The sequence below is a fragment of the Pseudarthrobacter sp. 01T43 genome (genome assembly GCF_056398665.1).
This window is the reverse complement of record NZ_JBFTPV010000004.1, coordinates 13,483-34,086: the sequence shown is the minus strand read 5'-3', so window position 1 is coordinate 34,086 and position 20,604 is coordinate 13,483. Positions and strand designations below refer to the sequence as shown.

Sequence of the window (20,604 nt, the reverse complement as noted above, 5' to 3'; positions counted from 1 at the left end):
TATGCCTACGGTAGCGGGTGGGTGTGACTATTACGTTTCTGACCCCACGTTTACTAAGCAGGCTGACTTTACCGCAAACCTCCGCTATGGCAGCAATCCTTAGCCAAACCACTCCGTCAGCATTTCCTCGCGGACCCTGGCATAGGTAGTGGTCGCCGTGTAGTTGCCGTGGGTCGCCACCACAAACTGGGAGTGCTTGGGCTCCGTCTCCACGGCGTAAACATCAAGGTCATTGCCCTGTGGGGTGTGGGCGTAGGCAGGAAAGCCCAAGTAGTCGGACCGGCGCCAGATATTCCTCCAGACCGGAGATTTGGCCTCCTGCCCGTCCCGCAGGAGCTTCACCAGGGTCAGGTCCGCCGAACCAGGCTTTGCCGCTTCCTCCTCCCGGGCCTCCTTCCAGGGATCGGCGGAGAAGAGTCCCGGTCCCCGGGTTGGCCAGGTGCCAAGAACGGCGGGGCCAAACAACTCCGGGAAGAACCGGCCGAAGTAGGGTCGCAGCTGGACGCCGTACGTAAGCAGCCGGATCCGTTTGAAGTCCAAATCCGGTCTGCATGCCTTGAGATGGAAGAGAGCAGCAACGGCAACCACAGCGCCGAGGCTGTGCGCGGACAGCAGGACAGTGTGCGTCGGCCCCGCGTTCCCCGGAACCGGGCCCGCCGGGACGGGTGCGGGAGTCGGCGCCTCCAGCCAGTCATTGATGCGCCGGGCAAGCTCTGGAACCACGCGGTTGGAGTAGCTGGGGGCTCCGAACGGATGGGCGGTATTGGGAAGGAAACACATCACGTCCCAAAGGATGGCAAGAGGCCTTTCTTCCTTGGATGTTGCGGCGTTCAGCACCATAAAGGCGAGGATGACGGTTGCTGCCAGGACAATGCCCCACCCGGCGAAGTCTTCCTGGATGGCATCCATGGGGCCTTTCAGCAGACCGCGATAGGGCGTCGCTCCGGTTCCGTTGTGAAGGGCGCTGGCGGCAATCGCCAGGACCGCGGCCACCCAGATCAGCAGGGTGAGAAGCCCGAAGGCCGCTTCCCCGCGCTGGGTGAGGGCCGCGAGCCTGCGACGGCGGTAGGTCAGGTTTTGGCGTTCGGCACCAGGTCCTTCGGCTCCGGAATGGGGATCGATGTCGATGTCGCTGAAATACGACGGCGGTTGGAGAGGCCGCGGTCCGGGTCCGGTATGGGCTGGGGGCTGCATAGGCGTGAGGCCGCGGTTGCGCATCAGCCAGGAGCAGGCAGGCAGGAACCCCACCACGGCAAGGGCAATGCCAAAGAGAAGCAGCCCTCCGGTCACCGCATAGACGGCAGGAATGTCCAAGGTGTCGGTCAGGTCCACCTTGGATCCGCCGGCGCCCCGCCAGAGTTCCTCCGGCCGGGCGGGGAGCTCTTTGTCCATGGGCCACTGAAGAAATTTCCGCAGTCCTAGGACCAGCGCGCTGGACAGAAAATGGGCCGTCAGTACGGCGGCGAACATAAAGATGCCAGGACCCCGGCCGCGCCAGCCTTCATCGGTGTTGCCGTCACGGTGCTGCAGGCCGAAGTAGAACGCGATGAAAACCGCGGTGATGGCGGCCGGGATCCCCAGCACCACGTCTTCCCCCACGCCGGCCGCCCACAGAATCAGCACGGCAGAGCTTACGGAGGCTCCAATGGTGGCGAGCCAAAAAAAGCGTCCGCTGCGCATGAACAGGCCCGAGACAGCCAGGACCACCAGCGCAGTCAGCAAAAGGAGGGACGCCACCCATGTTCCGGCGAACGGCAGGCTCGGAACCACGTCCGGGGTGGGAACGAGGATCAGCTGGCCAGCTGTAACGAGCACCAGGCCTGCCCCGCTGATCCAGAGGATATTGGATCGTTTGGCCCCGACGTCATCGTTCTCAGGCGCGCGCACCTCAGGGTAAAAGAACGCCACCGTGGTCATGGACGCCAGCAGGAGCAGCACCGACAGGACCAGGAACGGTGCCGCCAAGCCATCCTGGCCGATCGCGGTGCCCAGCTCCCGAAGGCAGCCGCCGTCGAGCATCCGAAGCGGAGTCTGGCAGTGGCGGGGCCAGAGTGAGCCAATACTGTCGGACAGGAGCAGGATGCAGACCAATGCGAGGCAGGCGGCAATGTGCGCCTTGCCGGTCACCGTGGAGCCGTGGGGGCGGGTCCACAATCCGGGCGAAGCAAGGAAAGGCCTGCCGCCTGGGGCCCGGTCGGTTCCTTCAGGCGACTCTTCATTCCAGCTGACCCGGACTGGAGCAAGATTCCGCACAGTGGCCAAGCTGGCCGTGACGAACACGGCAAGAATGGCGGCTATCGGCACCAGCGCGGCCAGGGCCAGGCGCTGGCCCCGCGACCAGTGGGTCATAAAGTCCAGGGCTTCCGGCAGTTGCTTGCACATGGCAGTTGGCTGACCCTGCCCCGTCGATGGAAAACATTCCACGGCGAACAGGCCGAAAGCCACCGCGCAGAAGGTGGTGGTGAACACGAGGCTCAACAGCAAGGCGAAGAGCCTGACGGTTCCGGCGCCCGTCCCGGCTGCCAAGGGCCGGCTGCCTGTGCCGGGAGGCGGCAGCTTCCGGGCCCAGTAGGCCGCGTTGGCCAGGGCGAACGGGACCACGAGGAACCAGAGCGCCTGGCCGACCACGCGGCCCACGCCCTTCAAAAACGATGACGAGGGAGAACTTCGTGCCAGGTTGCCCCAACTGTAGGCCTCGACCCGGGTTGGCGACCCGGCCGGAGGATCTTTTTCGGTCCAGAAGCCGCTGAGTGCATCGCCGTCGCCCACAGGCTCGATCTGGTCCGGTTTGCAGCCGATGAGATCGTGCGGCGCGGTGTTTTTGATGCCGTGGATGCGGAGTTCCAGCACTCGTGGACCGCCTTGCCGGGGGGCCCCGCTCACCACATTCTGCGCTGATGATTCGACCACGTTGTCTCCCCCACGTTCGGCGGCCAGCAGCGGCTGGTAGCCACATGCTACGCCCAGGGAATCAGCGGGTCCACAGGCCGGGTCAGCCCGCCAGCCGTCCCCAAACCTCCGGCACGGCGTCAGCAATCCGCCCCGCGCTGAGTGGTCCCCCGCCGGCTGCGGCGGTCCCGGCGAGACCGTGGAGGCTCGCGCCCAGCGCCGCGATCGCTGCCCAGCGCTCGTCCGGGTCGATGCCCGCGTTCCGGAAGCGCGCGACGTCGGACCCTACCTGGGCGAGCAGCGCACCGATGATCCCGGCCAGGACGTCCCCGCTCCCGGCGGTGGCGAGCCACGGCGTGCCGTCCGCCTGGCTGTAGAAGTCCTGGAAGGGTGAAGCCACCAAGGTGGTGGCGCCCTTCAGCAGGACGGTGGCCTCCGTCAGGACGGCCGCTTGCCGGACGGCGCCCAAGGTGTTGACCTCCACTGCGGAGCGTTCGTAGTCGGCGCCGAGCCGGTCCAGCAGCGATGCGAGCTCGCCGGCGTGCGGGGTCAGCACCACCTGCGGGGCCAGGACCTCGGGCAGGGCGGGCAGCGCACCGGCGTCGGCGATCACCGGCAGGCCCGATTCGACGGCGTCGCAGGCGCGCTGGAGCTGCTCCGAGTCGCCGGGACCCATGCCTGAACCGACCAGCCAGGCCTGGACGCGGGTGTCCGCCACGGTGCCGGCGCTGCAAACCACCTCGGGGCAGGACTGGCGCACCAGGTCTGCCACTTCGGGGGGCCCGAGGTAGCGGACCATGCCCGCGCCGGCGGCCAGCGCACCGCGGCAGGCGAGCACGGCGGCGCCGGGGTAGTCGGCAGATCCGGCCACGACGCCAAGGACCCCGCGGGAATACTTTTGTGCGCGCCTCCCGGGGTGCGGCAGCAGGCGCGCGAGGTCAGTTTGCTCGAGGCGACGCAGCGAGGGCCAAGGAAGGTGTTCCTCGATGCCGATGGGAACCACGTGGACGCGGCCCGTGTGGTCGGCGCCGGGGTCGGCCAGCAGGCCCACTTTGGCTGCGCCGAAGGTTACGGTCAGGTCGGCGGAGAGCACCGGCGCATGGGCTTCACCGGTATCGGCGTCCACGCCGCTGGGGATATCGCAGGCCACCACGAGCCGGGACGCACCGGACCGCACGTCAGAGAGACCGGTGACCAGGGCGGCAGCCGCTCCCCGCAGCCCGCCCTGGGCGCCCGTCCCCAGGACAGCATCAATCACGACGTCGGCGCCCGCCACCTGCGCGGCGAGCTCGCCTGCGTTCGCATCCGTGAGGACATGCACCCGCCCGCCGGCGCGCTCAAAAGCAGTTAGCGCTTCGGGGTGGGCCGCATCGCCGGTGAGTACCGCCGTCGTACGCATTCCCCTGGCGGCCAGGAAGGACGCGGCGAAGAGTCCGTCTCCCCCGTTGTTGCCCTTGCCGGCGAGGACGGCCACGCTGGTGCCGTAGAGCCGCCGGCGGCGGGCCTGCAGCTCTTGGACGATGTGGTTGGCGAGCCCGTAGGAGGCGCGCTGCATCAAGACGGCGCCCGTCCCGGCAGCAAGGAGCGGCTGTTCGGCCGCCCTGATCTGGGTTCCGGTGTAGGCGCTGATCATGGTGTCAGGTCCTTTGGTGGCTCGGCCGGACGGCTCTTAGCCTTCGGCGATGACCGTGGCGGTGGCGATCCCGCCGTCGTGGCTGATGGACACATGCCAGCGCTTGACGCCCTTGGCTTCGGCCACGGCCAGGACGGTCCCCTTCACCTGGATGGTGGGGCCATGCTGGTCCAGGCCGATCCAGCAGTCCTGCCAGTTCATGCCGGCAGGCGCGCCGAGCACCTTGGCTACGGCTTCCTTGGCAGCGAACCGGGCCGCCAGCGACCGGGTGTTCAGCTCGCGTTCCGCAGGGACGAACAGCCGGTCGCGGAGCCCCGGTGTCCGTTCAAGCTGGCGGCCGAACCGCTCGATGTCTACAACGTCTACCCCAATGCCAACAATCATGGCTCTACTCTACGGTGACGCCGGGCAGCGGCGGGGCATATGACGGAAGCCCCGGCCTCACAGGGCCGGGGCTTCCGGTTCGCGGCAGTACTACCGGCGCTGGGCCGGCCGGTCTGTATTACTCGACGGTGACGCTCTTGGCGAGGTTGCGCGGCTGGTCCACGTCGTAGCCCTTGGCCGCGGCGAGTTCGGCGGCGAAGATCTGGAGCGGGACCGTGGTCAGCAGCGGCATCAGCAGCGTCGGCGTTTCGGGGACGTAGAAGACGAACTCGGCGTAGGCCTTCACGGCTTCGTCGCCTTCCTCGGCGATGACCAGGGTGCGGGCGCCACGGGCGCGGACTTCCTGGATGTTGGAGACCACCTTGGCGTGCAGCGAGTCGCGGCCGCGCGGGGACGGGACCACCACGAACACCGGCTTGCCTTCCTCGACCAGGGCGATGGGGCCATGCTTGAGCTCGCCGGCGGCGAAACCCTCGGCGTGGATGTAGGCGATTTCCTTGAGCTTCAGCGCGCCTTCCAGGGCCACGGGGTAGCCCACGTGGCGGCCCAGGAACAGGACGGACTGCTCGTTGGCCATGCTGCGGGCAAGTTCGCGCAGGGGGCCGGCGCCGTCGAGGATGGCCTGGATCTTGTCCGGGATCTTGCCCAGGTCGGCCAGGACGTCCTTGATCTGCCCGGAGAACATGTTCCCGCGCAGCTGTGCCAGGTACAGGCCCAGCAGGTAGGCCGCCGTGATCTGCGCCAGGAATGCCTTGGTGGAGGCAACTGCGATCTCCGGGCCGGCGTGCGTGTACAGCACGGCGTCGGACTCACGCGGGATGGTGGACCCGTTGGTGTTGCAGATGGAGATGGCCTTGGCGCCCTGTTCGCGGGCGTACCGGACGGCCATCAGGGTGTCCATGGTTTCGCCGGACTGGCTGATGGAGACCACCAGGGTGTTGTCGTCCAGGATCGGATCGCGGTAGCGGAACTCGTGCGCGAGTTCCACCTCGGTGGGGATCCGGCACCAGTTCTCGATGGCGTACTTGGCCACGGTCCCGGCGTACGCGGCGGTACCGCAGGCCAACACAATGATCTTGTTGACCTTCTTGAGCTCCTCCGGATCGATGCGCAGCTCATCCAGGGTCAGGTTCCCGTTGAGGTCCGAGCGGCCCAGCAGGGTCTGGCGGACGGCGTCCGGCTGGTCGTGGATTTCCTTCTCCATGAAGGAGCTGAAGCCACCCTTGGTGGCCGATTCGGGATCCCAGTCAACGTGGTATTCCTTGCCCTCGGCCGGGGCGCCGAAGAAGTCGGTGATCTCCACAGAGTCGGCCGTGATGCTGACAATCTGGTCCTGGCCCAGCTCCACCGCGCGGCGGGTGTAGTCAATGAACCCGGACACGTCCGAGCCGAGGAAGTTCTCGCCCTCGCCCAGGCCAACCACCAGCGGGGAGTTGCGGCGGGCAGCCACCACAACGTCGGGCTGGTCAGCGTGCACGGCGAGGAGAGTGAACGCACCCTCCAGCTGCTGGCAGGCGAGCTGCATGGCCTTGGCCAGGCCGCCGCCGTCGCCGTTCAGCTCGTTGCGGAAGATGTCGCCGAGGAGCACGGCCGCCACTTCGGTGTCCGTTTCGGACGCGAACTTGTAGCCCTTGTCCACCAGATCCAGCTTGAGCTCGGCGAAGTTTTCGATGATGCCGTTGTGGATCAGGGCCAGCTTTCCGCCGTCGGCCAGGTGCGGGTGCGCGTTCTGGTCCGTGGGTCCGCCATGCGTGGCCCAGCGGGTGTGGCCGATGCCGGTCAGTGTTTCCGGCAGCGGGTGCTCCTGCAGCTCGGCAAGGAGGTTGCTCAGCTTGCCGGACTTCTTCCGGGACTCGATGGCCCCGTCCGAGACCACGGCAACGCCTGCGGAGTCATACCCCCGGTACTCCAGGCGGCGCAGTCCCTCAAGGACCACATCCAACGCACTGTGACCGGCATTCCCACGGCCAGCAGAATGACCCACATATCCCACGATTCCACACATGCGCTACAGCTTATCGGCAGCCGGGTTGAGATCTAAACTTCGGGCGCGGCATTTCGCTCTCAGCCGCGCGCGGGGCAGAATCTCTAAAGTGACTTTGCAACGCAACGAAGCGAACGGTGAGGGTGTCTCCCCGTTCGTTGAGCTGGACCGCCAGACCTGGTCCCGGCTCGCCGCCCAGATGGAGCAGCCCCTTAACGAAGAGGACATTGTCCGTCTGCGTGGCCTCGGCGATCCCCTGGACATGAAGGAAATCCGCGAGGTCTACCTGCCGCTGTCCCGGCTCCTGCACCTTTATGTCGAGGCTGCCGGCCAGCTGCATTCGGCCACCACCACCTTCCTGGGTGAGAAGACGCAGCGCACGCCGTTTGTTATCGGGGTGGCCGGTTCGGTGGCTGTGGGGAAGTCCACTATTGCGCGTGTGCTCCGGGAGATGCTGCGGCGCTGGCCCGGCACCCCGAACGTGGAGCTGATCACCACGGACGGCTTCCTCTATCCCCTGGCCGAACTCCAGCGCCGGCAGCTGCTGGAACGCAAAGGCTTCCCCGAGTCCTACGACCGGCGTGCGCTGCTGCGTTTTGTGAGCGAGGTCAAGGGCGGCGCGGAGGAGGTCCGCGCACCGTGGTACTCGCATGTCACCTACGACATCGTCCCCGAAAAGGAAGTGGTGGTCCGCCGGCCGGACGTGCTCATTGTCGAGGGCCTGAACGTGCTGGCTCCGGCGCGTCCGCGCCAGGACGGCAGGCAAGGCCTGGCCGTGAGCGACTTCTTCGACTTCTCCATTTACGTGGACGCCAAGACCGCCTACATCGAGGAGTGGTACGTGGAGCGGTTCCGCAGGCTTCAGAGCACCGCGTTCGCGCAGCCGGAGTCCTACTTCCACCGCTACGCGTCGCTGTCCGCCAGCGAGGCGGAGAGCACGGCCAGGGACATCTGGAAGCGCATCAACGAGCCCAACCTGGAGGAAAACGTCCTCCCCACCCGCGGCCGGGCGCAGCTGGTGCTGACCAAGGACGCGGACCACTCCATCCGCCGCATGCTCCTGCGGAAGGTTTAACCCAGGTGTGCCACAACTGTGTGGCCGGCAGTGTCCCGGCAGGCGCCAGCCGGCGATCCTTTGCCCGGTTCCTCGCCGCCGGAGCGGGACTGACTGTCCTAACAGCGTGCACGCCGGAGGCACCCGGGGCGGTGGCGCCGCCGTCGTCCGCCCCTATCCCCACAATCACCTCCGCGTACACCACCCCATCACCAGCGGAAAGTACGACGGCGGCAGCTGAGCCGACTGCCCGAACGTCCGTTTCGCCGTCGGGAGCTGCGTCGCTGCGGGGGCAGTTCTCGCTGATGGACCCGGCCAGCCCCTGGGTGGTGGTGAACAAGCACCGCCCGCTGCAGCCGGCGAACTATGCCCCGGCGGACCTGGTCCGGCCGAACGTCCGGCTTGCGACGTCCGGTGAGGCTGCATTGCTGAACAGCACCACGGCGGCCGCCGCGGAAGCGATGTTCGCCGCCGCCGCGCGGGACGGCGTGGTGATGACGCTGGCGAGCGGCTACCGCTCGTACGCGACGCAGGTGGCCACCTATGGCGGCTACGTGGCGGCGCGCGGCCAGGCGGATGCCGATACTGCCAGTGCCCGGCCCGGCTACTCGGAGCACCAGACGGGGTGGGCTTTTGACGTCGGCGACGGCGGCGGGGCGTGCAGCTTCCAGCCCTGCTTCGCGGACCAGCCGGCGGCGGTGTGGGCGAAGGCGAACGGCCACCGCTTCGGGTTCGTGGTGCGGTACCCGTTGATGTTCCACCCGATCACGGGCTACTACTACGAGCCGTGGCACCTGCGGTACATCGGCGTGGAGGCCGCCACCGACATGGCGAACCGGGGCATCAACACGGTGGAGGAATACTTCGGGCTGGAAGCGGCGCCGGGGTACGCCTGAACGTTCGTTGAACTTAGTTGGTTCCCGACACGGGCGAAGAATTTACTTTCCCGTCATGACCGGCCTCACCATAGTGCGCTAGCTTGGTTTTTATGTTGACAGGATTCAAGAATTTCATCATGAAGGGCAACGTCGTAGACCTTGCCGTCGCCGTCGTGATGGGTGCCGCTTTCGGCGCCGTCGTGACCTCAATTGTCGAGGGCCTGCTCACACCGCTGATCGGCCGTCTGTTCAATGCCAAGGGCATTGCGGAAATGCAGTGGGAGGGATTCATGTATGGATCCGTCATCGCCTCCATCATTTCCTTCGTGCTGGTGGCCGCCGCCATCTACTTCATTGTTATCGTCCCGATGAACCACATGATCGAACGGCGCAACCGCCGGCTCGGCATCGACCCCGACGTCAAGGAAGAATCTGCCGAAGACCCGCAGATCGCCCTGCTCACCGAAATCCGCGACTCACTGCAGAACCGAACTCTCTAGGTTCCCTCCACACCAACCAACTGTGGCCCGCTTCCTGACGGAGGCGGGCCACAGTTGCTTAAGACTTGGTTCGTCGGTGACGAGTTCGAGCGCGAGCTCGGTCCGGACCACCTCAGCGAGCCGCTCGGCGATGGCGCGTCCAGCCCTAATAATTCCCGGAGGCCCATTAGGCTCATAGCACCGCCACCTCAGCTCGGGCAGCCGCGGAATAGCGACTGCAGATTTTTTAGATGGGTCCGCAACTCCCTCTGGAAGGCTATTTTTCGATGAAAATTCGCGCGCAGTTCAGGTCAATTGACATTGAACGGGTGATTCTAGTCCCAGTCATCGCACTCTTGTTATTGGCGGCGATATCCGCACTATTTTCTGGTGCGAATCGCGCGTCGGATTCCGTCCTTGTCACTGCGTTGCACCTGACATACCAAGTGTTGATGACCGTCTTCTATTTCATTTCGATCGTCTTCCTTCTCACAAGGAACCCTGCAAGTGCCCGGAGCGGGCGGATTGCGCCCACGGCTGCTGCCTACGTGGGGACCTTCCTGCCATTCTTGTTCGCGTTTGCTGGTGGCTCGGAAGTTTCCGAGGGATTAGCTTCGTTTGCCGTGGGGCTCATGGCTCTGGGAATGTCCTTCACTGTCTATTCCCTTATGACGCTCGGTAAGAGTTTCGGCGTGGAACCCCAAGTGAGGACGCTCGTACAGCACGGTCCCTATCGCCTAATCCGTAACCCGCTTTACGTCGGAGAGATGGTGACTCTGATCGGCGCAGTGTTCTTCAGTCCCACGTGGTTCAAGGTGGCAATCCTTTTGGCACTGGGCGCAATTCAGGCCTACCGAGCAATCCAGGAAGAGCAGCTTCTGGAGGAGAACTTACCCGAATATGCAGCGTACAAGCTGCGAACTAAGCGATTTGTCCCCGGCCTGTTCTGACCGGGCTGCTAGCGGCTGCAAGCATCGCCTCTCGGCGCGCTCCCTTACGGTCAGCTGACCCCGCGGCCTGCGTCCCGTAGGACCCCACAATCCGCAACCCGCGTCTCATGTTCACCCTGTCAGTCGGCGACTAGCTCCAGCGCGAGCTCGGTGCGCACCACCTGGGCTAGCCGCTCGGCGATGGACTGGGCAGTGGCTTCGTCGCCTGCCTCGACCATAACGCGGACCACCGGCTCTGTGCCTGACGGGCGGAGCAGGACGCGTCCGGTTTCCCCCAGCCCGGCTTCAGCCACTGCTACAGCCTGCTGCAGGACGTCCGAGCTGCCTACGCGGCTGCGGTCAACACCCTTGACGTTGATGAGGACCTGAGGGAGCTTGGTCATCACGGCAGCCAGTTCCTTGAGGGTTTTGCCCGTCAGCGCGATCTGGGCCGCCAGCTGCAGGCCGGTGAGGACGCCGTCGCCGGTGGTGGCGTAGTCGGAGAAGATGACGTGCCCGGACTGTTCGCCGCCGAGGTTGTAGCCGCCGTCGCGCATGCTCTCCAGGACGTAGCGGTCCCCTACTGCTGTTTGGCGGATGCTGATGCCGGCTTCGCGGAGCGCGATCTTCAGGCCCAGGTTGCTCATCACGGTGGCGACGAGGACGTCGTCGATGAGCTTGCCCGAGGCCTTGAGGGCAACGGCCAGGATGGCCATGATCTGGTCGCCGTCCACTTCGTTGCCTTCGTGGTCCACGGCCAGGCAGCGGTCGGCGTCGCCGTCGTGGGCGATGCCAAGGTTGGCGCCGTGCTCGACGACGGCGGCCTTGAGCTGGCCCAGGTGGGTGGAGCCCACGCCGTCGTTGATGTTGTGGCCGTCGGGATCCGCGCCAATGACGATGACGTCGGCGCCTGCGTCCTTGAAGACCTGGGGTGAGCAGCCGCTGGCGGCGCCGTGGGCGCAGTCCAGTACCACCTTGAGGCCGTCCAGGCGGTGCGGCAGGGTGCCCAGGAGATGGACCACGTAGCGGTCTTCGGCGTCTGAGAAGCGCTGGATACGTCCGACGTCGGCGCCTACGGGACGGGTGGGCTCCTTGCTCATCTGCTGCTCGATGGCGTCTTCAACCTCGTCCGGGAGCTTCTGGCCGCCGCGGGCAAAGAACTTGATGCCATTGTCCGGCGCCGGGTTGTGCGACGCGGAGATCATCACGCCGAAGTCGGCGTCGAGATCCGCCACCAAGTAAGCAGCGGCCGGCGTCGGCAGTACTCCGGCGTCGTAGACGTCAATGCCGGAGCTGGACAGCCCGGCCTCAACGGCCGCGGCAATGAACTCACCGCTCGCGCGCGGGTCGCGCGCCACCACGGCGCGGGGCCGCGTGCCGTTGGTGTTGCGGTCGTGCCCGAGCACCACGGCGGCTGCCTGGGCGAGCTGCATGGCGAGCTCCGCCGTCAACAGGCCGTTAGCCAGGCCCCGGACTCCATCTGTTCCAAATAATCTAGACATCGGGGTCAAGTCTAGGGGATGTGGGCTTCAGGGTTTGAAATGACTGGTGAAACGGCATTCTTTTCCCTAGCCCGGCGTTTGGATACGAATAGCGGTCTTTGGAATCTCTTCCACGCTCCGGTGACTTCCTTCGAAGTTAGATGCCATCCCATGCAATCAGCGCAGGGATATACACCGGCTTCCCGCCTGCGACTGCCTCCCGAGTGACGGATGGCTCGGAGCGCGTGAGCGGCATCATTCCGGGTTTGATAAGTGATCTTGGTGCAGTTGGCCATCGGGCGAAATCCCTTTAAGGATGCGCGCGAGACCTATGTCCACACTTGATCGGCTGTCTAGTACAGACCGACCCGAATCCACTCGAAGTGGCTGATCAAGTACGAAGTTAGCGTGCTTCAACATCGGCGTCAATGACCCAAACTGCCAGACGACAAAAAGCCCGCCCCGCCAATGGCGGGACGGGCTTCTGTGCAAGCGGATTTAGCGCTTGGAGTACTGCTGAGCCTTACGGGCTTTCTTGAGACCGGCCTTCTTACGCTCGATGATGCGTGCGTCGCGGCGCAGGTAACCCGCCTTCTTCAGGGTGGCGCGGTTGTTGTCGACATCGATCTCGTTCAGTGAACGAGCGATTCCGAGGCGCAGGGCACCGGCCTGGCCGGAGATGCCACCACCGTGGATGCGGGCGATAACGTCGTAGGCGCCTTCGAGATCAAGGATCTTGAAGGGCTCGTTGACGTCCTGCTGGTGCAGCTTGTTCGGGAAGTAGTTGTCCAGCGCGCGGCCGTTGATGGTCCACTTGCCGGAACCCGGTACAACGCGGACGCGGGCAACAGCTTCCTTGCGGCGGCCAACGGCTGCGCCAGCAACCGTCAGGGCCGGGCGCTCCTTCTTCGGCGCAGCAGCTTCAGCAGCTCCGCTTTCAGAGGTGTAGCTGGTCAGGGTTTCCTCAGCCTCAACGGCTTCGGTGGTCTCTTCGTTCTGAGCCACGATTCTCCTTGTATAGATAAGTTGTTTGGTGGCCAGGACTACTGGGCGACCTGGGTAATTTCGAAAGTCTTGGGCTGCTGGGCGGCGTGGGGGTGCTCTGCACCGCGGTAYACCTTCAGCTTGCCCAGCTGCTGYGCAGCGAGGGAGTTCTTSGGRAGCATGCCCTTGATGGCCTTCTCMACGGCGCGGACCGGGTTGGATTCCAGSAGTTCCGCGTAGTTGACGGAGGTCAGGCCGCCCGGGTAACCGGAGTGGCGGTATGCGCGCTTCTGCTCCAGCTTGGCGCCGGTCAGGGCTACCTTTTCAGCGTTGATGATGATGACGAAGTCGCCCATGTCCATGTGGGACGCAAAGGTGGCCTTATGCTTGCCGCGCAGCAGGATTGCGGTCTGGCTCGCGAGACGACCAAGGACAACGTCTGTGGCGTCAATGACGTGCCACTGGCGGTTGATATCGCCGGGCTTCGGGGTGTACGTACGCACGGTTTTTGCCTCGTTCTTGTTCTGGCGTTCTTGTTTAGGTGTCACTCAAACGTGTGCACCTACTATCTATGCGCTACCGGAACAGAGGTGAGGGCTCTATGTAACCAGTCATCCAGAGGTCTCGAATGTGCTCGTTGAGTAGTTATCCTGCAACCGGATTCTCAAGCGGGCACGCATCATCGAGAAAGGACACGCACAACGACTACCAATGTTAGCTTGAACCCGGCCTCAGGGTCAAAATGGGTGAGCCGGACGCTATTCGCTGCCCGCCGGCCTGACACATGCAGGGGGACTCGATGACTTCTTTAGGTAACGCCGGTTCAACGGCGCCGCTGTTCGTGGCCGGCCTCGGACTCCTGGGACTCATTCTTTCACCTGCCGCCGAGTTGCTCATCGCCAAGCTCCTCCCCCGCATCGGCGGACTGCCGTCCGTGCGTATAAGGATGACGACGGCCGTGGTCACCGGGGTTCTCTGCGCAGCTTTCGCTTTGCGCTTCGGAGCTGGCGCCGGACTGCCGGCCTTCGTATTGCTTGCCGTTCTTGGCCTGCAGCTGGCCAGAATCGACATATCACTGCATTTGCTACCGAACCCCCTGGTTTTGTCCCTATTATTGGGCGGACTCTTTTGCCTTCTGGCGGCGATTTTGGGTGGATCGCAGTGGCCAGACGTGCTTCGGGCAGTGGCCGGGGCGGCGATTCTCTTCGCCATCTACCTGATTCTGGCGCTAATTTCCCCTGCAGGCATGGGGATGGGCGACGTCAAGTTCGCGGCACCGATCGGCCTCTACTTGGGGTACCTAGGTTGGACTCAGCTTCTGTATGGCGGCCTCCTGGGATTCATCCTGAACGGGATCGTCACGCTGCTCGTCCTACGCAGAAACCGCTCAGAACGTGCCTCTGAGGTGCCCCACGGGCCGTCGATGCTTTTTGCGGCAGCCGGCGTTGCGCTTCTTTTGGCCTAGGCCACGTCGCTCCTTTCACAGTGCTAGCGGTGGGGCACCCCGCCGCATCCAAGTAGTGACCTGCGTACATACATTCCGCATGCGAGTACTCAAGATTATCTTTCGAGTACGTCATTGAAATGAACTGAAAAAAGTCGAGTACCTCTACGCATTGTTGCCGAAACATTGGAATGACAATCTCTTCTTAGCGAAGTCCAGCCACCGCTAGGAAATATGGGGGGAGCTGGAAATTCGTTGGAATTTATTCAAATCCATTTCACCGAATTAAGGAAAATACAATGACTTCTCTCATGGTCTCAATGACTGCATTCATCGCCGGCATCAAGGATCGCCTCGCTTCCGAAAAAGGCGCCACGATGGTGGAATACGGCATTATGGTCGCACTGATCGCCGTCGTCGTAATCCTTGCCGTAGGACCGCTCGGTTTGGCCATCCAGGGCATGTTCAACGGCGTCACCGCTGGACTTTAGCCAGAGCCTCGTTGGCCGGCTCTGGGAGCGCTAGTAGCCCCTGGAGCCGGCCAGCTCCTTTGAAGGCAAAAGGAGCCCAAACCCAATTTTGCGGTATCAGGCCTGGGGAGACGGTCTTGAAAAGGAAACAAAAAGAACGCGGTGCTGTAGCCGTGGAGATGGCAATAATCCTGCCGCTACTGCTCCTAATACTAATGGGAACAATCGAGTTTGGTCGTGTCCTCAATGTCCAGGTGTCCCTCACTCAGGCAGCCAGGGAAGGCGCGCGATACGCAGCCATCCACTATAAGGAGGCAAGCCGGAACGTGTCGGGGGCTACCCTGGCGGCAGCGCCGTCGCTCTCAACACTTCCTGTTGGCGTCTCCAGCAATGAAAGTTCCTGCACTTCCGGGGCGAACGTGACGGTCACAACCACCGTCAGGCTCACCTCGCTCTCCGGCTTCTTGGACGCAGGCTTCTTTGGGTCACCCGGCATCTTTCCGATGAACCTCCGAGGAGTAGGAGTAATGCGATGCGGCGGCTGAGGAATTCTGTGAAAGATAGGCTTTCTGCCAAGTCCGAGAGCCCGGAACGGGGTGCCGTGACGGTCGTCGTCGCCATTCTCCTAGTTGTTCTCCTGGGATTCGCAGCCCTGGCCGTTGATGTCGGAGCCATGTATGCAGAGAAAGCCCAATTGCAGAACGGCGCCGATTCCGCGGCCCTCGCAGTGGCAAACCAGTGTGCAAAAGGCACCTGCGGCGACACCACGGCCACGGGAAATCTCTTCGCCAACAGCAATGCAAACGATGGGGCGAGCGGAGCGACAGTAACTTTTCCCGGCGCGACCACAGTTCGAGTTGTAACCAATGCCAAGGCAGCTGGGGCGACCGCTAACGGTTTCTCCCTTTTCTTCGCCCGAGTTATGGGTCTTAACTCCACCCAAATCAGTGCTGTGGCGCAGGCGAAGTGGGGGTCTCCATCCGAAGCCACCACCCTTCCCTGGACAATCAGCGAATGTGTCTTCAAGAAGTTCCTCAGCACCGCCCAGCTTACTGAGTTCAACTCGACTGGAAACTTCACGGGGAACCCCACCCCCACCCATATCTTGTTCCGTTATGACACGAATACGCCTACCTACCCGGGGTGCGCCGCGCAAAACGGTTACCAGCCCGGAGGCTTTGGCTGGCTCGACACGGACTCAGGGTGTTCGGCCAACATAAACATTGCAACGGCCGAAGTAGGCAGCAATCCAGGAAATAGCCTGCCGAACGTGTGCAGAGACATGCCTGCGACCATCAAGAACACACCCGTCCTGATTCCGGTTTTCACTTCGGCCGTCAAGAACGGAGCGAAGACGAAGTACACCCTCAGTGGCTTCCTTGCATTTCAAGTCACCGGCTACAAGTTCAGCGGCTCGGTTGCAAGCATGGATCCTCTCGCCCCGGCTTGCACCAACAACTGTCGTGGAATCCAGGGCTACTTCACCCGCTTTGTGTCCCTCGAGGAAGGGCTGGCTACGACGAGCGGAACCCCAAATTATGGAGGCTCAGTTGTATACCTCACACAGTAGCCAGGAKCCTTACCCGTCAACTCGACGTCACCAACTCTCGAAGGAGCAATCAAAGTGAAATCTCGCCTACTGGGAGGCATCGCCGCACTGCTGCTGGCAATCACTGGAGCAGTCCTACTGGCCATCTATGTCCAAGCAGCCGATAGCAGAGCGGCCCAAGGGCTGAATCCCGTTAAAGTATTAGTCGCTAAAGAGCGTATTCCTGCCGGCACCAAAGTAGAGGACTTGAACGGCAAGGTAAAGCTGGAATCGCTCCCACAAGCAGCTGTTCCGGCCGCCGCACTTGAAACCCTTAGCGATCAGTCAGGTAGGGTGACTTCTGCCGTTCTGGAGCCTGAAGAACAGCTGCTTGCGGCAAAGCTCGTGGATCCAAAGGAACTTGTGCCTGGAACAGTTCCCGTTCCTGAGGGCCTTGGTGAAGTTACCATCCTTCTTGCTCCGGAACGCATCCTCGGTGGCAGGCTTGAGGCCGGCGACAAAGTCACCGTCTATAGTTCGTTCAAATCAGAAGATGGCAGTCAGACCGGTGCGAAGGAGTCTACCGGCCTCCTCTTTCACGATGTCCTGGTGACCGCCGTCCAAAAGGCAGCACCCGAGACTCAAAAGGCCGGAACATCGACTTCATCTTCAGACCCCGCAGTGGCGATGCCAAACGGTTCCGCCTTCGTGACGGTGGCCCGGAGCGACGCCGACGCCGCAAAAATAGTGTTCGGAGCAGAGTTCGGAACCCTCTGGCTGTCCAAACAAACTGACACGACAGCCAAGTCACAGCCACCTGTCACAACCTTGGGAGGGCTGTACTGATGAGTCGTTTCGTAGCCGTCACGGGGGTGCGCGACTTCGAATCGCGGGTACGCGAAGCGGTATCAAGCTCCCTTCACGGCGAATTGCAGACCTTGTCCCCAGAGGTTCTGGCAGGCGGTCCTGATGACGTTTTCAAGCAGCTCACCGGTGCCCCACCAGAAGTGCTGCTCCTCGGACCAGGGGTTGATGCTGAAGACGCACTTAAACTGGCGACAGTTTTTGACCTTCAATTTCCCGAGATCAGCCTACTTCTGGTAGCAGACCCCACTCCGGACCTTGTCTTACGGGCTATGCATTCCGGTATCCGCGACGTCCTCACTCCTGATATTCGGGCCAACGACCTGCGGGTCCTCTTGGAACGTGCATGCTTGGCCTCCGCCAGCAGACGCCGAGGCATGGCATTGCCTACCGACCCGGGCCAAGAGCAAGGACGCGTGATCGCCGTCATGTCGCCTAAAGGCGGTGTGGGCAAGACGACAGTGGCAACCAATTTGGCTATTGGCTTGGCCAAAGTTGCGCCGATGAGCGTGGTGATCGTTGACCTTGACCTGCAGTTTGGTGACGTCGCATCAGGGCTGCTGCTTGAGCCTGAACATTCCATTACGGACGCGGTCCATGGAACAGCCTCCCAGGACTCCATGGTTCTCAAAGCGTTCCTGACTGTGCACCCTGCAGGAATCTACGCACTCTGTGCGCCGCGGACGCCTGCGGAATCTGACTACATCACTGGAGAGCACGTTAGCCGGCTCCTCAGTCAGCTGGCCAGCGAATTCAAATATGTTGTGGTTGACACCGCACCTGGTCTGGGTGAGCACGTCTTGGCAACTCTTGAGCAAGCAACCGACGGCGTGTGGGTCTGTGGGATGGATGTTCCCAGCGTACGCGGATTGCGCAAGTGTTTCGGGGTGCTGAAGGAACTACAGCTCCTCCCACAGGGAAGGCATACTGTTCTCAATTTTGCAGATCGCAAGAGCGGACTTTCAGTTCAGGACGTGGAGGCCACCATTGGAGTCCCTGTCGACGCCGTCATTCCACGCTCCCGGACGCTTCCCTTCTCAACAAACCGCGGCATACCCGTGCTTCAGGCTTCCACGAGGGACTCAGCGTCGAAGGGGTTGAAAAAGCTTGTCGACCGCTTTGATCCAGCGTGGGTCGCCACCGCACACACTAAATTGCATCGAAGGGTGGTAGTGTCATGAAACTTTCAGATCGGCTCGCCAAGTCGCAGAACGTGTCCCTGTCTGGTGGCGAACATACATCAAGCCTTCAGGCCTATTCTGACGCTAACTTCCCAATTACTCCACCCGAAACCTCGCCGTTCGCTGCACTCAACAATTCCGAGCCTTCATCGGCGCCCCTTCCCTTGGGCGGCATACCCCTCACTGCCGCGCCAGATGCTCTGGCAGGACTAAAACAAAGAGCTGCCCTGGCCCTGTTCCAAAGACTGGGAACTCGATTTGGGGACACGTCGTCGTCCGAGGAGGAACTCCGCACCACAGCCGTTGAGGAACTTTCTGCAGTTATCGACGAAGAGCAGGTACCGCTTTCCCCTGAGGAACGCCGCAGGCTCATCAGAGAAATCGCCGATGAAGTTATGGGGTACGGGCCACTCCAACGGCTCCTGGAAGACCCCTCAGTTACGGAGATTATGGTCAACAAGTTCGATCAAATCTACATTGAGCGCAATGGACATCTCACGCTCACTGGATCCCAGTTCAGCTCCGATGACCACCTGCGAAAGGTGATCGAACGAATCGTTTCCAGAGTGGGGCGCCGCATCGATGAATCCTCGCCGTTGGTCGATGCCCGCCTCGAAGACGGCTCTCGCGTTAACGCAATCATTCCGCCGTTGGCTGTGAATGGGCCCTCGCTGACGATCAGGAAGTTCAGCCATGTTCCACTAACTGTACGGAACCTCATCGACTGGGGATCGCTCACGCCCGAAATGGCCGAGCTGCTCAGCGCCTGTGTTCGCGCCAGGCTCAACATCATAGTCTCCGGTGGGACCGGTACCGGAAAGACTACCCTCCTAAACGTGCTCTCCTCTTTCATCCCCGAGGACGATCGAATCGTCACCATTGAAGACGCGGTGGAGCTTCAGCTTCAGCAAGAGCATGTTGTTAGGTTGGAGAGCCGGCCCCCCAACATCGAGGGCAAGGGTGCGGTAGGAATTCGTGAACTGGTTCGCAACTCCCTACGAATGCGCCCAGACCGCATCATCGTTGGCGAGGTCCGCGGCGGTGAGTCCTTGGATATGTTGCAGGCTATGAACACTGGCCATGACGGATCACTTTCAACTGTTCATGCCAACTCGCCCCGCGATGCAATAGCCCGCCTCGAAACTCTTGTACTTATGGCCGGTATGGATCTTCCCTTGCGCGCCATCCGAGAACAGGTCGCCTCAGCCGTTGACTTGATAATCCAGGTCACCAGGCTACGGGACGGAAGCCGCCGGGTTACACATGTCACCGAAGTACAAGGCATGGAGGGCGACATCGTGACATTGCAAGATGCGTTCCTTTTCGACTACTCGGCCGGCGTAGACTCCCACGGCAGATTCCTCGGAAAGCCTATTGCGACCGGGATACGTCCGCGCTTTCTGGACCGATTTGCGGAACTTGGAATCTCAGTTTCCCCAGCGGTGTTTGCCGCTACGCCCACAGCCGGGAGGAGATAGCAATGGAGTCCCCGATGGTTTTCGCTGTGGCCATTGCACTCTGCCTCTGCGCCCTTCTCCTCCTCATTCTTGTCGTGCTCCGTCCGCGTTTCGCAGCCATTCCGGTCGAACGGCGCCGCCCCGCAGGACAAGTCGATCCCTCTCCGCTAGGCCGGGCCGCTGAAGCCGCCGCAAGATTGATGGGTGGGTACTTAGGCAAGTCGGGCGGCCCATTCAACCGGGATCTCCTGTACAACGCCGGTGTCAAACAATCGCCGGGCGAATTTTCGGTCCTCGTCGCCGTCGTCGCCTTCGTGGTCGGGCTCTTTGTGGTCCTCCTCAGCAGTCCGCTAATTGGCCTACTTGCGGCGGTAGCGACACCGCTCGGTGCGAAGTTCGTTCTGACTGCTCTTCGGGACAAAAGACGCAGCCAATTTGATGCCCAGTTGGCTGGCACAATTCAAATGCTTATTGGCGGTCTGCGCGTTGGCCATAGTGTGATGCGCACTATTGAGGCGGCGGCTGCCGAATCGGACGCCCCAGCGTCGGAGGAACTCAGCAGGATCGTAAACGAGACACGCATCGGCAAGGATGCCCGTGAAGCAATTGAGGATGTCGCCGATCGAATGGACAGCGAGGACTTTCGATGGATCGGTCAAGCCATTCAGATTAACCGCGAAGTGGGAGGTGACCTGGCGGAAGTCTTGGAACAAGTTGCAGGCACCATCCGGGAACGCAGCGAAATCAAAGGTCACGTTAAATCGCTTAGCGCGGAAGGCAAGATGTCCGCCTACATTCTGATGGCATTGCCCGTAGGTGTGGCATTCTTCGTCGGAATGATAAACCCCGGATATCTGGACGTATTCGTAACTAAACCCATCGGTTACTTCATGATGGGTCTTAGCGTCTTCATGTTCGCAATAGGTGGCTTTTGGATGAGCCGCATCATCAAGATCAAGTTTTGA

General features: G+C 62.3%; 19 protein-coding genes and 1 pseudogene. 12 read left to right on the top strand and 8 right to left on the bottom strand.

Annotated elements, in window-relative coordinates; translation table 11 throughout:
- Positions 1–99: 99 nt before the first annotated feature.
- The 4 genes from AC1DIM_RS05920 to glmS all read right to left on the bottom strand — a co-directional run bounded on the left by AC1DIM_RS05920 (position 100) and on the right by glmS (position 6,911).
- On the bottom strand, positions 100–2,850 hold the full coding sequence (locus AC1DIM_RS05920) for a hypothetical protein (protein WP_477709573.1): 2,751 nt from the start codon (positions 2,848–2,850) through the stop codon (positions 100–102).
- A gap of 142 nt (positions 2,851–2,992) precedes the next feature.
- A complete protein-coding gene (locus AC1DIM_RS05915) occupies positions 2,993–4,522 on the bottom strand; it encodes an NAD(P)H-hydrate epimerase (RefSeq protein WP_477709572.1) in 1,530 nt (509 codons plus the stop codon).
- A 36-nt stretch (positions 4,523–4,558) separates the two neighbouring features.
- Positions 4,559–4,906: a holo-ACP synthase gene (locus AC1DIM_RS05910; protein WP_477709571.1), complete on the bottom strand. Its 348-nt coding sequence runs from the start codon at positions 4,904–4,906 to the stop codon at positions 4,559–4,561.
- 118 nt (positions 4,907–5,024) lie between these two features.
- Positions 5,025–6,911, bottom strand: a complete 1,887-nt coding sequence (gene glmS / locus AC1DIM_RS05905; RefSeq protein WP_477709570.1) for a glutamine--fructose-6-phosphate transaminase (isomerizing) — start codon at positions 6,909–6,911, stop codon at positions 5,025–5,027.
- An 88-nt stretch (positions 6,912–6,999) separates the two neighbouring features.
- Here glmS and coaA point away from each other — a divergent pair, with 88 nt between their 5' ends.
- The 4 genes from coaA (at position 7,000) to AC1DIM_RS05885 (ending at position 10,251) form a co-directional block, all read left to right on the top strand.
- A complete protein-coding gene (coaA, locus tag AC1DIM_RS05900; protein WP_477709569.1) occupies positions 7,000–7,965 on the top strand; it encodes a type I pantothenate kinase in 966 nt (321 codons plus the stop codon).
- 5 nt (positions 7,966–7,970) lie between these two features.
- On the top strand, positions 7,971–8,840 hold the full coding sequence (locus AC1DIM_RS05895; protein ID WP_477709568.1) for a M15 family metallopeptidase: 870 nt from the start codon (positions 7,971–7,973) through the stop codon (positions 8,838–8,840).
- 92 nt (positions 8,841–8,932) lie between these two features.
- Positions 8,933–9,322: a large conductance mechanosensitive channel protein MscL gene (mscL, locus tag AC1DIM_RS05890; protein WP_477709567.1), complete on the top strand. Its 390-nt coding sequence runs from the start codon at positions 8,933–8,935 to the stop codon at positions 9,320–9,322.
- A 230-nt stretch (positions 9,323–9,552) separates the two neighbouring features.
- Positions 9,553–10,251 carry a methyltransferase family protein gene (locus AC1DIM_RS05885; RefSeq protein WP_477709566.1) on the top strand — a complete coding sequence of 233 codons (699 nt, stop codon included), beginning with the start codon at positions 9,553–9,555 and terminating at the stop codon, positions 10,249–10,251.
- A 119-nt stretch (positions 10,252–10,370) separates the two neighbouring features.
- On the opposite strand, the gene glmM is transcribed toward AC1DIM_RS05885, so the two are convergent.
- The 3 genes from glmM to rplM all read right to left on the bottom strand — a co-directional run bounded on the left by glmM (position 10,371) and on the right by rplM (position 13,198).
- A complete protein-coding gene (gene glmM, locus AC1DIM_RS05880; RefSeq protein ID WP_477709565.1) occupies positions 10,371–11,732 on the bottom strand; it encodes a phosphoglucosamine mutase in 1,362 nt (453 codons plus the stop codon).
- Between the two features lie 477 nt (positions 11,733–12,209).
- Positions 12,210–12,716: a 30S ribosomal protein S9 gene (gene rpsI, locus AC1DIM_RS05875; protein ID WP_164205955.1), complete on the bottom strand. Its 507-nt coding sequence runs from the start codon at positions 12,714–12,716 to the stop codon at positions 12,210–12,212.
- A 38-nt stretch (positions 12,717–12,754) separates the two neighbouring features.
- Entirely contained in the window at positions 12,755–13,198 is a 444-nt protein-coding gene (rplM, locus tag AC1DIM_RS05870; protein WP_015937805.1) for a 50S ribosomal protein L13, read from the bottom strand.
- Between the two features lie 296 nt (positions 13,199–13,494).
- Here rplM and AC1DIM_RS05865 point away from each other — a divergent pair, with 296 nt between their 5' ends.
- The 3 genes and pseudogenes from AC1DIM_RS05865 to AC1DIM_RS05855 form a co-directional block, all read left to right on the top strand.
- Complete coding sequence (locus AC1DIM_RS05865) at positions 13,495–14,160, top strand: prepilin peptidase (protein WP_477709564.1); 666 nt, start codon at positions 13,495–13,497, stop codon at positions 14,158–14,160.
- A 278-nt stretch (positions 14,161–14,438) separates the two neighbouring features.
- Positions 14,439–14,630 carry a Flp family type IVb pilin gene (locus AC1DIM_RS05860; protein ID WP_477709563.1) on the top strand — a complete coding sequence of 64 codons (192 nt, stop codon included), beginning with the start codon at positions 14,439–14,441 and terminating at the stop codon, positions 14,628–14,630.
- Between the two features lie 152 nt (positions 14,631–14,782).
- A pseudogene (locus tag AC1DIM_RS05855) lies at positions 14,783–14,887 on the top strand (TadE/TadG family type IV pilus assembly protein); the annotation flags it as partial.
- 26 nt (positions 14,888–14,913) lie between these two features.
- Here the strand turns inward: AC1DIM_RS05855 and AC1DIM_RS05850 are convergent.
- A complete protein-coding gene (locus AC1DIM_RS05850; protein WP_477709799.1) occupies positions 14,914–15,105 on the bottom strand; it encodes a hypothetical protein in 192 nt (63 codons plus the stop codon).
- A gap of 57 nt (positions 15,106–15,162) precedes the next feature.
- On the opposite strand from AC1DIM_RS05850, the gene AC1DIM_RS05845 reads away from it, so the two are divergent.
- The 5 genes from AC1DIM_RS05845 to AC1DIM_RS05825 are packed head-to-tail and all read left to right on the top strand — an operon-like array spanning position 15,163 to position 20,604.
- The gene (locus tag AC1DIM_RS05845; protein WP_477709562.1) at positions 15,163–16,179 is read left to right on the top strand and encodes a pilus assembly protein TadG-related protein; all 1,017 of its coding nucleotides are present in this window, start codon (positions 15,163–15,165) and stop codon (positions 16,177–16,179) included.
- A gap of 54 nt (positions 16,180–16,233) precedes the next feature.
- The gene (gene cpaB / locus AC1DIM_RS05840) at positions 16,234–16,983 is read left to right on the top strand and encodes a Flp pilus assembly protein CpaB (protein ID WP_477709561.1); all 750 of its coding nucleotides are present in this window, start codon (positions 16,234–16,236) and stop codon (positions 16,981–16,983) included.
- Entirely contained in the window at positions 16,983–18,182 is a 1,200-nt protein-coding gene (locus AC1DIM_RS05835; RefSeq protein WP_477709560.1) for a CpaE/TadZ family protein, read from the top strand. The genes cpaB and AC1DIM_RS05835 overlap by 1 nt, the downstream gene beginning before the upstream one ends.
- Entirely contained in the window at positions 18,179–19,660 is a 1,482-nt protein-coding gene (locus AC1DIM_RS05830; RefSeq protein ID WP_477709559.1) for a CpaF family protein, read from the top strand. The genes AC1DIM_RS05835 and AC1DIM_RS05830 overlap by 4 nt, the downstream gene beginning before the upstream one ends.
- A 26-nt stretch (positions 19,661–19,686) precedes the next feature.
- Positions 19,687–20,604: a type II secretion system F family protein gene (locus tag AC1DIM_RS05825; RefSeq protein ID WP_477709558.1), complete on the top strand. Its 918-nt coding sequence runs from the start codon at positions 19,687–19,689 to the stop codon at positions 20,602–20,604.